Consider the following 13,625-nt stretch of genomic DNA (forward strand, 5'->3'; position numbering starts at 1 on the left):
GCCAGACTCGTTTCTGTGGCGATGGGGGAATGGGCCGGGGAGACGGTCGGGCCGGACGTGTGGGAGACGTGCAGGGAGCTGATCCCGGCGGGGAGTGTCGGCGTACGAGTCAACATGCACCACCTCGTACGAGTGACTGTGCACCAGAGTTGATGCGGTGACCGGCTGTTGTCCGTGAACCTGCTGTCGTCGGTTTCGAGCGGCAGGGAGGCGGTTGGCAGTGGTCTTGGACCCGCATCGCTGGCTGGAGTTGAGGCGATATCGCGCGCTGTACGACTCCGGCGCGATGAGTCAGCGGCAGATCGCGAAGGCGACCGGGCTGAATCGCCGCACGGTCGCGAAGTACCTGTCCGGTCAGGTCCCGGCGGCGCCTCCGCAGCGGGCCCCGGGCGCCCTGCCTCGGCCGCGGACGGTCGACGAGGTCGCCCCGCTGATCGACGCGATGCTGCGCTCCGAGGTCCTCCTCAAGGGGACGGTGATCCACGAACGGCTGCTCCAGGAGTACGGGATGGCCATCAACTACCAGCGGATCAAGATCTACCTGCAGGAGGCCAGGCCCCGGATTGCCGAGGAACTCGGCATCAACCCCGGCGAACTGGCGGGCCTGCACCGGCGCTTCGAGGTCGTGCCCGGCGCCCAGGCCCAGGTGGACTGGGGCGATGAGGGCAGAATCCTCGCCCACGTCGGCATCCCGAAAGTCTACTCCTTCCACATGACGCTGTCGTACTCGCGCGACCCGTTCTGCTGCTTCACCACCAGCCAGGACCTCGCGACGTTCTTCGACTGCCACCGGCAGGCGTTCGCCCACTTCGGCGGAGTGCCGATGAGCATCGTCTACGACCGCACCAAGACCGTGGTCCGCCGGCACGTCGCCCCCGGCGAGGCGGTTCCGCTCCACCCGGAGGCGGTCGCGTTCGCCGGTCACGACGACTTCGACATCGACGTGCTGGCCGCCTACCGTCCCACCGGCAAGGGCCGGGTCGAGCGCCAAGTGCTGATCGTCCGCGACCACGTGCTCGCCGGGAGGGCGTTCTCCTCGATCGAGGAGCTCGACGCCGCGTTCACGGCCTGGGTGCCACTACGGCGCGCGCGGGTCCACGGTACCCACGGCGAGGTCATCGGCCTGCGCGCGATCCGCGACCACGTTGCCCTGCGGCCGCTGCCTCGAACCCCGTACGTGGTCGCGCAACGCCACCTGCGGCACGTCGGCAAGGACTGCCTGGTCGCCTTCGACGCGAACCTCTACTCGGTCCCCGCCCGCCGGGTCCGCCCCCGCCAGCTGGTCGAGATCCGGGCCACGAAGTCCCAGGTCGTACTGCGCTCGACCATCCCCGACTCGTCCGGCACCACCCTGCTCGCCGTCCACTCAAGGGCGGTCGGCCACGGCGCCCGCATCGTCGACGAGCGCCACTGGGACGGCCTGCCCAAGGGCGACACCAGACGCGTCACGACGGGCGACGTCGTGCCCCGGCCCCGCCACGAACAGCCCCTGGCCGACGAAGCCGGCCCACTTCGGGCCCTGCCCAACCGGGCCGCCGCCGCCCGCGTCGAGGTCGGCCGCCGACCGCTGTCCGTCTATGACGAGCTGACCGGCACCCGCCCGTTCACCGCCAACTCCCCTACGAATGACGCCCGTTGAGCCAGCTGGTCAGTAACCGAATCCGCACCATGGCCATCAAGCTGGGCCTGCCCCACCTCGCCGAGAGCCTGAACCAGTACGCCAAGCGGGCAGACGAAGCGAAGATGGGCTACCTCGACTTCCTCGATCTCCTCCTCGCCGAGGAACTGGCCGTCCGCGATGACCGCCGCTTCCGCCAGGGCCTGCGGCTGTCGAAGCTGCCGCACCACAAGACTCTGGACGACTACGACTTCTCGTTCCAGCCCGAGCTCGACCCGCGCAAGGTCAAGGACCTCGCCACGCTCTCGTTCGTCGAGGCCAAGGCGAACGCCGCCCTGCTGGGGCCGCCCGGCGTGGGCAAGACCCACCTGGCCGTCGCCCTCGCGGTCGCCGCCTGCCGGGCCGGCTACTCGATCTACTTCACCAGCCTCGACGACATGGTCAGACACCTCAAGGCCGCCGAGGCCACCGGGCGCCTGACCAGCAAGCTCCGCACCTACCTGCGGCCGAGCGTTCTCGTGGTCGATGAGGTCGGCTACCAGCCCCTTGAACGCGCCGAGGCGAACCTGGTCTTCCAGGTGATCTCCAAGCGTTACGAAAAGGGCTCGATCATCCTGACCTCGAACAAGACCTTCAGCAAAGCGCACATGTTCCGGCGAACCTGTGCCAGGTAGCGCCGAAACGGGGCAGGTTCCGGCTCGCGCCAGGCCTGTGGGTTTTGGCGGGCCGCGTGGGGCACCGACCGTGAATACTCGGTGTCCGCAGAACTCGCTGACATGGGACTCTGTCCCTCATGAGTGAGTCCACCCCGTATGACCACGACCGAGCCGCCTACTCGCGCGAAGGGCTCGCCCGACTCGTACTGGCCGACAGCGCCACGGAGGTGGCTGACGGCGCCTCGGGGCTGGTGAGCACTCGCAACGATGCCGACACCGGATTTGGCGGTCGGGTCAGCCAAGCCCGGCAGCTGGTCGACCTGGCCGAACGAACTCTGGAATCGGCCGTCATCTACGAAGTCGAACGTGGCAGCTCCTGGGCACAGATCGCGGCCTACCTTGAGATCAGCGCCGAGGAGGCCGAACAGCGGTATACCCCCGCGGTCCAGGCATGGACCCATGCGTTTGAGGAGCCGTACCGACTGGATGAAACCGGTCGCAAGCGCATTCCGCAGCTGCCCACCGCGGCATACGACCCCAACTGGGCATGTACTCAGCTGGATCGGTGGGCATACCTCCGGCACGTCGGAATCGACGACAGGCAGGCCGTCAGCGCCAGCCTCGTCATGGCCGAGGCCGCGGACGAGCAGGCCCCCGCACCCTGACCTAGGGTGTCCGTTCATGCTGCTCCAGCAGTCGGCTGGCGTCGACGTGGTCAGCAAGGTAGATGAGGGTGGCCTGCGGATCCATGCCGAAGGCGGCGGCGACGAGCTTGGGGTCCATGGTGTTGACGAGGTCGACCAGGCGGGTGCCGCGGACCGTCCGTGGTGGGTAGCCGCTGCCGTCAAGGACGTGGGAGAGGTAGGCAGTTGACGCCGGGATCCGGCCGCCCTTGGTTCCCTTGGTGACCACGACGTGGGGGTTCTGCGTCGGCCAGGCCGCCCGGTGGGCGAGGCATCGTTGCAGCACGGCCCAGGAAGCGGGGTCGAGTGGGACCGGGTGCGGTCGTTTGCCGAGCCGGACTATTTGCGTGGCTGGGTCGACGTCGGTGACCTGCAGCATGCGGACCTCGGCGCTGGAGGCTCCGTGCAGCAGGGCGAGCATGCCGAGCAGGGCTTCGTGCGGATGGACCTCGTCGTCGCAGGTCCAACGGCGGAACAGGTGACGCTGTTGGTCGAGTGTGAGGGTTCGGCCTCGGTATCCGCTTCCTTCTTTTGCGGTCAGTCCGCGGGTCGGATCGACGAGGATCACGCGCTGCGAGCGGGCGAAGCCGAAGAACTGCCGCAGCACGGTGAGGCGGCGCTTGCGGGCCTTGGGCAACGTGGCCAGGAAGGCTTCGATGTCGTGGATGTCGACCAGAGCCCAGTCGCCCTTGCCACGCTGATCCGTGAGGAACACCGCCAGATCGCGCATGGTGGCGAGGGCGGCCTCCAAGGTGAGATTGCTGCGCGGGCGGGTGCCGGCCGGGCGGGCCCGGTCCTGGGCTCGCATGCGCGAGGCGTCGAAGGCGGCGACCGCCGGTCGGAGGGATTTGGGGACGGCGTCGACGCGGCGCTTGCGGCGTCCCGCCGCGAGTCGCTCGGCCTGGTCGGTGGGCAGCGCCAGGCCCTGCAGGGTGAAGAAGTCCTCCAACGTGCGGGCGAAGGTGCCCATGGAGCGGCCCGGGCGGCGCGACCTTTCCAGCAGGGCCTGGGGCGAGTTGGAGAGTTCGTCCTGCAGGAGCCGGCCCACCTCGGTGATGAAGCTGCAGGCCCGGGCGACGCAGTGCCGGACGGCCACGTGAGCGACGAAGTTGTCGAGCCAGCCGGGCGGGTCGGTGAGCCGGTCGCGTAGGTGCTCGCCGCGGATGAAGGGCCGCCCAGGGTGTCGTTGCCAGCAGGCCGAGCACAGTCCCAGGCCGGCATGGCGACGCAGTTGGCCGCACTCGTCGCAGACCCGTGGCGGCTGTTTCTGCTGCCGGGGCCGGGAGCACGAGCCGCACCAGCCTGTCGCCTCGCGCAGAAGACCGGGCCGGCAGCAGCGCGGACACAGCGTCCTCGCGGCCTCGCGCTCCGCCCGGCGGCGGCAGTCACGGCACAGACGGTTCCCAGCGACGCGGACCGGATGGCCGCACTCCTCGCAGACGCGCGAGCAAACGACACATCGACCGGTGTCCGCTTGGAGCACTCGGTCCTTGCCGCAGGACGGACAACTCGCCTTCGCCGCCTGTTCCTTCAACGACCGCCAGCACCGACAGCAGTGCTCGCGGTCGAGATAACCGACCGGGGCACCACAGGTGACGCAGTCCTGTTGCTTCTTACCCATCACAAAGTCCGCAGGTCACAGAGGCGGCATCGACCGGCCCCGGGCAGCCGCCGCGACCTTGGGCTGGGCTGCCGCCAGCCGAGGCGGGGCCGCTGGCCGCTCGACCGGGGTGGTGTCGACTTCGATGAGGTCGTTCGGGGTGCACTCCAGCGCGGTGCACAACGCGGCCAGCGTCGACATCTTCACCTGCGAGGGCTCCTTGGTGAACAGCGCGGACACCGACGCGGAGGACAGTTCCAGACCCGCCTTCTCAGCCAGCAGTCGCCGCAGATCGGTCCCGGTCCAGACCTCGCGCTGGGCCGCGGCCATCCGCAGCCGCCATCGGATCTTCATGCCGTGGTGTCCTTCCCGGTCAGCTCGGCCAGAGTGTTGGCGACCGCGCGCTGGTAGGCATCCTCGATAAAAGTCGCGGAGGGCCGGACATAACGCATGGTTGAGCTGACCGTCCAATGGCCGAGTAGTTGCTGGATCGCGACCAGGTCGACGCCGCGCTCGTAGTTGTGGGTCGCACATGCCCTTCGCAGGGCATGTGGGCTGAACCGCTCCGCCGGAGGTCGCCCTTCGAGTTCCATGAGATAGCGGAGCCGGTTGCGGATCGTCCCGCGATGCAGTGGCCCGCCGGACTCGTCCGCGAACAGCACGGGAGAGTCGGGGAACTTGCCCCGCACGTCCTCGAGGAACCACCGCAGCACCAGGTCCAGGCCGTCGAGCATCGGCACCCAGCGCGGACGCGGGCCGGAGGTGTGGGCGCCCTTGCCGAAGCGGACGTGGAGCTTTCCAAACGGGCCGCGGGTGAAGTGCAGGTCCGGCTTCTCCAGCAGCGAGGCCTCCTCGGAGCGGAGCCCGGCGTGATACAGCGTCCGGAACAGTGCGTAGTCGCGGGCGGCGGGTCCGTACTTCCTCGCGGTCGCGATCCGCTGCTTCATGAAGTCGAAGAACTCGTTCACGCGCTCTGGGGTGGGCGGCGGCAGCAGGGCCGGGGAGTCGTCACCGACATGCCGTGAGGCGTTGAACTCGTCGACGGGGCAGACCAGTCGGACCCCGAATGCGGCCTCGATCTCTGCAGCCTTGCGGGCCTGGAGGAAACGGTGGAAACCCTTGAAGATCTGCACGTACTCGCGGCGGGTCGACGTCGCCCGGCCCTTGACCGCGAGGTCACCGACGACGCGGTCGATGTCTTCCGGCGTCACCTCCCACGCTGGCCGACCCAGCGCGACGAGCGTCCGTTCCAGTAGGCCGATGTCGTTGTCGATCGTCACCGGGCTGAACCCGCGGGCTCGCCACGAGGCGACGAACGCCTCCACACACACGGCCTGGAACTGCCATGGGTCCGTCACCAACGGCCCTTGCGGGACGCCACCGCCCGCGATGACCTGCAGCAGCGCGTCGGCCACCGCCACACCTTCCTCGCACCTGAATGGTCAAGGCAGCACCTTGAGAACCTGGGCGCTACCGCGAGAACCAACGAGGACCGCGGGAGGAGGAAACGGCCAGGTGGCAGCGGCAACTCGTGTGAGGGAACAAGGACCAGCCCCAGATGAATGGGGCCAGGTCTTCGGCGACGAGGTCCTCGCCACCGCCATCCTCGACCGACTCCTGCACCACTGCGACGTCATCTCGATCAACGGCAACAGCTACCGCCTCAAGAACCGCCTTCAGGCCATCGACCGGGAAACCGACGTAGCTTGAGCGGTTGACCGTCTCGCCGATATTTGGCTGCTGCCTGAGCTGTCAAGCAGCTTCAGACTGTCACTGGAGCACGGAGGCCGCATCGTCGCTCTTGGCCTGGTAGACGGTCACGACCGAGGCGACAGCGTCGACTTCGATGGGTCCGGTGATCCTCAACCAGATCAGTTCGGGCAGATCATCGGAGCGGTCGAGTCGGCCGACGGCCTCGGCAGGCCAGGGCGACGGCAGCTTCGGCAGGTGGATCACGGAGATCCCGTCAATGAAGATGGGGGCCAGTTCGGGTTCCCACGGACGGACCGAGTAGAGATTGGACAGCGAGATCACTACGTCGGGCTTCCGCGGTCCCTCGCGCAGCCACACGTCCAGCGTATTCTCCTTGCGGTCTTCGTTGGGCTCGTTCAACGAGATTCGCTCGATGAAGTAGCTGATGCAGGACTCCAACGTCCGCGCCGCATTCATGCATCGGTTCTTGAAGGCGTCGGTTGCCCCATGTCCGTCGACCACGGCACAAGACTACGGTGAGCCCCGCCGGGCCGGCTCGATTCCGTTCGCGGAGACCGGCCGCCAGGGCCCCCGCGTCACCGGCCTGCCCTGGCGCCGGGCCCTGCAACTCGGCGCCCTGCTCAACGCCGTAGCCTGACCGAACTGATCGTCCTCAACATCGGCTGCCTCAGCCTCGGGATACGGAGGCGATCTTGCCGCATGCGGGAGGACCTCCATGGTCTGTCGCGCGCCGGCGGAACCGTGGGGTGGGGGCCCTGGCAGTACACGGGGCCGCCGCAGCCCACCAGACCTGCCTGCTGCCCTGTCATGCAAACGCGCGTATGGCAGGAACCGCTTCGCCGTGTCCGACGAATTTCAGCGAGCCCCCAGGTCGAACCACCCGCCGAGGAGCGGCCCGCCACGCCACCAGGGGAACGTGGTCTCCTTCCCGCACCACGCGCCCGGAAGACCCCGACATACGCCCTGAGTGGGAATGTCCCGCAAACATCCTACTTTGGTCATGTATCAGGAATTTTGTAGTCAAGTGATCTACATGGGTAACAAATGTAGTCCTTTCGGGTGATATTTCCTCGTCCGCCTGTGCGAGTGCCTCAGGGTGGTGTGGATCACTTCATAACTTGATCCCAAGTGTTCGCCAGGTCACTCAGGTCGGGGACCCACTGTGGACGGAGGGTCCCCGTCCTGTGCTTGTGCCCTGGTCAAGGGGCAGGGACAGAGCAAGGGGAGAGGGGTTTCGATGCACATACCCACGCGTGCCTCCGGGCGGCGCTTGTGGATGACGTCGCGGGAAAGGAGACGGGGTCGCCGGCGCACGGTGCTGAGGTCGGTGCTCGCGTTGCTGCTCGTCGTGCCGTTCTTCCTCGCCGCCGTGCCGGCGCAGGCCGCCGGCGGCTCGCTGAACGTGTCGGTGGAGGCGGTCCCGGGGACGGTGAAGTCCGGTGAGGGCGCGTCATTCCGGGTGCAGTGGACGTGCAGCGGCAGCGGAACGTGCGACGACGCGAAGATCTCGGTTCCGGTACCGACGGCGCTGGCGTCGTCGAACGCGTTCCCAGACGGTGTTCCTCTGGCGGTGACGAGCCAGAGCTCGCTCCAGATCAACGGGGCCGTCGTGCCGGGGGCGGCCACGATCGTCGGCACCGCTCCGAACCAGACGCTCGTGTGGACGTTCCCGGCGACCGTGGCGACCGGTACGTCCGACACCGTGTCCTTCACTCTCACCCCGCCGAACTCGGTCACCCCCGACGGGGCGACGATCACCCCGGTCGTGACCTTCTCGGCCACCGGCACGGCGGCGGTCACGGCTTCGGCCACCACGACCGTGACCTCGGACGTCTCCCTGAAGGTCTCCAAGGCCAAGTTCGACCCCACCAGCGTCCCGTACGTCAATCAGCAGGTGACCTATGCGATCCTGGTCGGCTACGACTCCCAGTTCCCCACCACGGGTGCTCCCACCCAGTACGCCCGCACGATGGAGAACGTCTGCTCCGGGCTCGGAACGCAGGCGCTTGAGAACCTGACCGTCGTCGACACTCTTCCCGCCGGGGCGCAGTTCGTGAGCGCCACGCACGGCGGTGTGTACAACTCGGCGACGGGCACCATCACCTGGAGCCTCGGCTCGTCGATCAACGACACCGCGCCCTATGCCTGCAAGCCGTACTCCGGCAGCACGACCTGGACGGGTGTGCCGCTGAAGGCGACCATCGTCTACCCCGACGGAGTGTTCAGCGCCAACCCGGACCCGAGCGCGGTCACGAACTCGGTCGTGGCCACCGCGAACGCGTGGGGCCAGCCCTCCGAAAAGCTCTCGTCGAACGGTTCCGCCTCCCACGCCCTGCGCGAGGGCTCCGCCGGTGCGAGTGTCGAGAAGAGGCCCGGCTACGACTGGGCGATCGGATCGCCCCTCTACCGCACCGTGCACACCCAGAACAACAGCATCTACGACCTGAGCGGCACCTCGAACGAGCCGACCACGGGCCGGTGGACGTTCACCGACATGATGCCGTGCGCGCTGACCTCGCCGACCGATGACAAAGACATCGGCTGCGCCACCCCCGCGTTCGTGGATCTGCAGTTCTCCGCGGACCGGTACCTTCCCGCGTTGCAGGTGAACTGGACGACGAACGCCGGCAGCACCGGATCGTGCAAGATCGCCGCGGGCACGTCGATGAGCGACACCGCCAGGCGCTACTGCGACGGCACCAACGGCACCACGCCCACCCCGGTGCCCGCGGGCGAGTGGATCACGAAGATCGAGGTGGACACCCCGATCCCTCCGTTCGGTGGCGGCAGCCTCTTCATCCACGGCCGGGTCTCCCAGCACGTGCCGTTCAGCAACGTCGGCACGGTGTACACCAACCCGAACCTCCACGTGGACCGCTCCGACGTCCACCCCTGGTACGTCACGGTGGAGAACTGCCCGGTCAAGAACGTGATCACCTTCGAAGGCGGGCGCCAGTACCTTCCGCGCGAACCACAGACGGCGGACAGCGCCGCCGGTATCTGCGGCTACCGGCAGGTCATGACCAACCCGTTCACGCTGCGACCGGTCAAGTCGATGTACGATCCCGCGATCCCCGAAGGCTCCCGCCCCACCACCCCCGCGGTGCAGACCGGCGACCGACTCACCGTCGATCTCGCGATGAACCGGGCACAGTGGAGCGCGGACCAGGCGGTCCTCGACGCGTCGACCTTCACCCCGACCGTGACCGAGTACCTCCCGGCCGCGCTCACCATGGTCGAGGACTCGCTCCAGATCGCGGGAGACGCGACGTTCGCGGCCGCGCTCGGCGCACCGCACATCGCCGTCGAGACGGTCGACTACCTGGGTGAGCAGCGGCAACGGGTCACGGTGACATTCCCGGACGCCCAGATCACTTCGAAGGCGACCCTGGGCCGGACCGCCTACGTGCGGTTCCAGGTTCGCGTCAAGCAGGGTGTCCCCGCGGGCGTCTACGCGAACAACTACCTCCTCACCGGCGCCGAAGGCGGGCCTCGCGTGCCCGACACCTACCTGCAGTGCGCGTCCGGGACGATGGTCGACGCCGGCCTCCGGCCGACCACCGACCACGCCGCCGCCATCGGGTGCCTGGCCTCCGCGAGCTTCAACGTCCTCCCCGTGTCCGGCGTGAACACGAGCAAGACGGTGAAGGGCGCCTACGACGCCGACGCGATCGGTGCCCCCGGTGTCGGAAGTACCGACCTGTCCGGCAAGGCCGAGTACACCATCCGCGTCGCGAACTCGGGATCGGTGGACATCCGCAACGTGGTCGCCTACGACATGCTGCCGCGGATCGGTGACTCGCTGATCCTGCCCGGCGCCCAGGACGCCCGGGGCTCGGCGTTCCCGGTGCACCTGACCGGACCGGTCACGGCGCCCGCGGGCGCGACCGTGCGGTACTCCACCAGCGCCAACCCCTGCCGCGGCGACCTCGCCGGAACCGGCGGCGGCGCCGTGGACAGCGCACCCGCCGGCTGCGAGAACGACTGGGCGGCCACGCCACCCGGTGGCGACTACGGAGCGGTCACCGCCCTGCGTATCGACTTCGGGTCCCGGGTCTTCGCCCCTGGAGATGCCGAGAACACCGTGCTCGCCGTCAAGGCCACGGGCCCGAACACGACCACGAGTGCCGCCCTCGACGGCATCGCGTGGAACAACACCGCCGTCGCCGGTGTCGAAGCGTCATCGGGAAAGCCGATCCTGCCGACCGAGGCATCGGCCGTCGGGCTGCGGCTCCTGCCGGATGTCGTCTGGCAGAAGACCGACAGCCGCACCGGGGCCCTGCTCGCGGGCTCCGAGTGGACCCTCGCCCCGGTGCTCAAGGACGGCGAGGCGATGCCCGACGGGTGGCCCCGGACGATCACGGACTGCACCGACGCGGGGTGTTCGGGCGCCGATCAGGACCCGGCCGCAGGGCAGTTCCGTCTGGCCGGCATCCCGTGGGGCGCGTACACGCTCACGGAGACCAAGGCACCGTCGGGACATCTGCCCCTCAAGGACCCGATCGCGGTGAACATCGTTCCCGCCGAGGTCGACCGCGGCACCTACCTGTTCGACCTGGGGAAGATCAAGAACGACCCGGGTCAGGGCGAGTGGACGCTGTCCAAGACCTCGGACCCGCCCTCCGGCACCACCGTGAGAGCCGGGGACACGATCACCTACACCCTGACCGTTGCCAACGGCTCGCAGTACCCGGTCCACGGCATCGCGCTGACCGACGACCTGGGCGATGTCCTCGACGACGCCACGTTCGGCTCCCTCACCGCCGACGACGGAGGCCGGGCGGTCCGGGCATCGGATGACACGATCACCTGGAACGTGGACGAACTGGCCGCCGGCGCCACACACACGGTCAGCTACACCGTGAAGGTGCTGCCGGACGGGCAACGGGGGAACAACCGCCTGGGCAACGTCCTCGCGCCCACCGGCACGACCGACCCCGACTGCGAGGACGCGCGCGTCTCCTGCACCGGGCACCCGGTACCGCAGCTGAACTCCTGGAAGACGGTCGAGGCCGGCCGGACTCCGGTGGCCGCCGGGACGGTACTGACGTACACGCTGTTCTTCGAGAACACGGGTGCGGCACCCGCGACCGTGGCGAGCGTCGATCTGCTCGACCACGTGATCGACGACGCGGACATCACCACCGAACCCACCAGTTCGGACGGTCTCACGGTCGCCCGTGACGGGAACCGCATCACCATCACCGGTGAGGTCCCCGCAGGAAAGACCCACAAGGTCACCTACCAGGTCACGGTCAAGGCGGACGGCGAGCGCGGCGATGACATCGCGGCGAACTTCCTGCTCCCCGACGACCCGAAGAACCCGCCGGTCACGCCGACCTACCCGGTGTGCCAGCCGGACGACGTGGAGCGTCCTGACTGCACCGTCACCCCGATCGGGCGGCTCCTGACCGGCAAGACGGTCTCCGCCGACACCACCCCGGTCGGGACCGGGACGGTGCTGACCTACACCCTCACCTTCGACAACCAGGGCGGAGCACCGTCGGCCGTCGACCACACCGACCTCCTTGCCGACGTGCTCGACGACACCGACCTGACCAGCGCCCCGAAGGCATCCGACGGCGCGCTGCGCGTATCGCCGGTGACCGACGGCTCGTTCACGGTCACCGGAGAACTCAAGCCGGGCCAGACCGTCACCGTCACCTACCAGGTGACGGTCAAGGAGGAGGCCGGCCGGGGCAACAACACCGCCGACAACTTCCTGGTCCCCGCCGGTGGACAGCCGCCGTCGAAGTGCGTCGAGGGGAGTGCGGACTGCACGGTCACGCCGCTGCCGAACGTGGCCGCCGTGAAGTCCTCCAACCCCGAGTCCGGCGCGACGGTCGTCGCGGGCCAGGAGGTCACCTACACGTTGACGTTCACCAACACCGGCAAGGCGGCGGGCCCGGTCGACCACTCCGACCGCCTGGAGAAGGTGCTCGACGACGCAGACCTCACCGGAGCCCCGACCTCCTCGGACCCCGCCCTGTCGGCGACGTCCGGCAAGGACGGGACCATCCGGGTCACCGGCACGCTCGCACCCGGACAGACGGTGACCGTGAAGTACACGGTCACCGTGAAGCCCGACGGGAAGCGTGGCGACAACCGGCTCGGGAACGTCCTCGCGAAGACCGCGAACACCACTCCGCAGTGTGGTGCCGACGGGGTGTCCTGCACCGAGCACCCGGTCCCGGAGATCGTCGGAACCAAGTCGGTCAACCCCGCCTCCGGAACCCCCGTGGTCCCGGGCCAGGAGCTGACCTACACGCTGACGTTCACCAACACCGGCCAAGCCGCCGGCGCCGTGGACAAGGCCGACGACCTGACCCATGTGCTCGACGACGCCACCGTGACCAGCGAACCGGCCGCCTCCGACGACGCCCTCTCCGTGTCCAGGGATGGCAAGCGGATCCGGATCACCGGTGAGATCGGGCCCGGGCAGACCATCACGGTGTCCTACACCGTCAAGGTCAACCCGACCGGCGAGCGCGGCGACAACGTGCTCGCGAACTACCTGCTCAACCCGTCGCAGGAGCCGCCCACCGAGCCGGTGTGCCGACCGGGCAGGACGAGCCCGCCCGACTGCACCACCAACCCCGTCGGAGACGTCGCCCCGGCCAAGTCGGTCGACCCCACGACGGGCACGACCGTGGACGACGGGCAAGTCCTCACCTACACCCTGTCGTTCACCAACACCGGACACGGCCCCGCCCCGGTCGACTACACCGATCACCTCGCCGGTGTGCTCGACGACGCCGAGTGGACAGGAAACGTCACCGCCGGTGACGGGCTCACCGTGACCGGACCGGCCGACGGCACCCTGCTCATCAAGGGGACCGTCGCTCCCGACCGGACCGCGACCGTGACGTATCAGGTCAAGGTCAAGGCCCACGGCGACCAGGGCGACCACCGCCTCGGGAACTTCCTCGCCCCGGCCGGCCAGCAGCCGCCGACCGAGTGCGTCCCGCAGAACCCCCTGTGCACCGAGAACCCGACCCGCCCGTCGGCCACGCCGGGATCCGAGGGGCCGGGTGGGATCCTGCCCAAGACCGGTGCCCAGATCTCGGCCACCGTACTCGCCGCAGCCCTGCTGCTCGGGCTCGGCGCCTGGATGGTCGTGCGCAGCCGCCGCTCCCGTGACGGTGCCGGCCTGCACTGACACACACGGCCTGCCCCAGGCCCCAACCCCCTCGGGTTGGGGCCTGGGGCGGGGTGCACGCACACCATCCCCGTGCCATCCCCATGCGCCGGGTGGATACCGGCGCTCCTCATCGCCCGCCGGGGCGACCGGAATGTCCTGCCACAGGGCCGAGACCGCGCTGGAGGCCGGCCAGGCAGGGGCTGATATGACGTCA

The 13,625-nt window shown here is 68.8% G+C and carries 7 protein-coding genes and 2 pseudogenes; 5 read left to right on the forward strand and 4 right to left on the reverse strand.

All coding sequences use genetic code 11. From position 1 onward, the window contains the following. The first annotated feature begins 220 nt into the window (after window positions 1–220). The 3 genes and pseudogenes from istA to ABZW10_RS14360 all read left to right on the forward strand — a co-directional run bounded on the left by istA (window position 221) and on the right by ABZW10_RS14360 (window position 2,939). A complete protein-coding gene (gene istA, locus ABZW10_RS14350) occupies window positions 221–1,639 on the forward strand; it encodes an IS21 family transposase (protein WP_355364426.1) in 1,419 nt (472 codons plus the stop codon). Continuing rightward, window positions 1,636–2,259 (forward strand): annotated as a pseudogene (gene istB, locus ABZW10_RS14355) (IS21-like element helper ATPase IstB); the annotation flags it as partial. The gene istA and the pseudogene istB, both read left to right, overlap by 4 nt. A 152-nt stretch (window positions 2,260–2,411) precedes the next feature. After that, a complete protein-coding gene (locus tag ABZW10_RS14360) occupies window positions 2,412–2,939 on the forward strand; it encodes a hypothetical protein (RefSeq protein ID WP_355364070.1) in 528 nt (175 codons plus the stop codon). A 1-nt stretch (window position 2,940) separates the two neighbouring features. Here the strand turns inward: ABZW10_RS14360 and ABZW10_RS14365 are convergent, their stop codons facing one another. From ABZW10_RS14365 to ABZW10_RS14375, 3 genes are all read right to left on the reverse strand, one after another. Beyond that, window positions 2,941–4,053: an integrase gene (locus tag ABZW10_RS14365; RefSeq protein ID WP_355364073.1), complete on the reverse strand. Its 1,113-nt coding sequence runs from the start codon at window positions 4,051–4,053 to the stop codon at window positions 2,941–2,943. Between the two features lie 540 nt (window positions 4,054–4,593). Continuing rightward, the gene (locus tag ABZW10_RS14370) at window positions 4,594–4,911 is read right to left on the reverse strand and encodes a helix-turn-helix transcriptional regulator (protein ID WP_355364076.1); all 318 of its coding nucleotides are present in this window, start codon (window positions 4,909–4,911) and stop codon (window positions 4,594–4,596) included. Next, the gene (locus tag ABZW10_RS14375) at window positions 4,908–5,972 is read right to left on the reverse strand and encodes a site-specific integrase (protein ID WP_355364079.1); all 1,065 of its coding nucleotides are present in this window, start codon (window positions 5,970–5,972) and stop codon (window positions 4,908–4,910) included. The genes ABZW10_RS14370 and ABZW10_RS14375 overlap by 4 nt, the downstream gene beginning before the upstream one ends. A 145-nt stretch (window positions 5,973–6,117) precedes the next feature. Here ABZW10_RS14375 and ABZW10_RS14380 point away from each other — a divergent pair. After that, window positions 6,118–6,267: pseudogene (locus tag ABZW10_RS14380) on the forward strand (ATP-binding protein); the annotation flags it as partial. A gap of 60 nt (window positions 6,268–6,327) precedes the next feature. On the opposite strand, the gene ABZW10_RS14385 reads toward ABZW10_RS14380, so the two are convergent. Further along, window positions 6,328–6,771: a hypothetical protein gene (locus tag ABZW10_RS14385; protein WP_355364082.1), complete on the reverse strand. Its 444-nt coding sequence runs from the start codon at window positions 6,769–6,771 to the stop codon at window positions 6,328–6,330. A gap of 826 nt (window positions 6,772–7,597) precedes the next feature. Here ABZW10_RS14385 and ABZW10_RS14390 point away from each other — a divergent pair. Next, entirely contained in the window at window positions 7,598–13,429 is a 5,832-nt protein-coding gene (locus ABZW10_RS14390) for a SpaA isopeptide-forming pilin-related protein (RefSeq protein ID WP_355364085.1), read from the forward strand. The last annotated feature ends 196 nt before the right edge of the window (window positions 13,430–13,625 follow it).

The organism is Kitasatospora sp. NPDC004723 (assembly GCF_040609255.1).
Lineage (GTDB): Bacteria > Actinomycetota > Actinomycetes > Streptomycetales > Streptomycetaceae > Kitasatospora.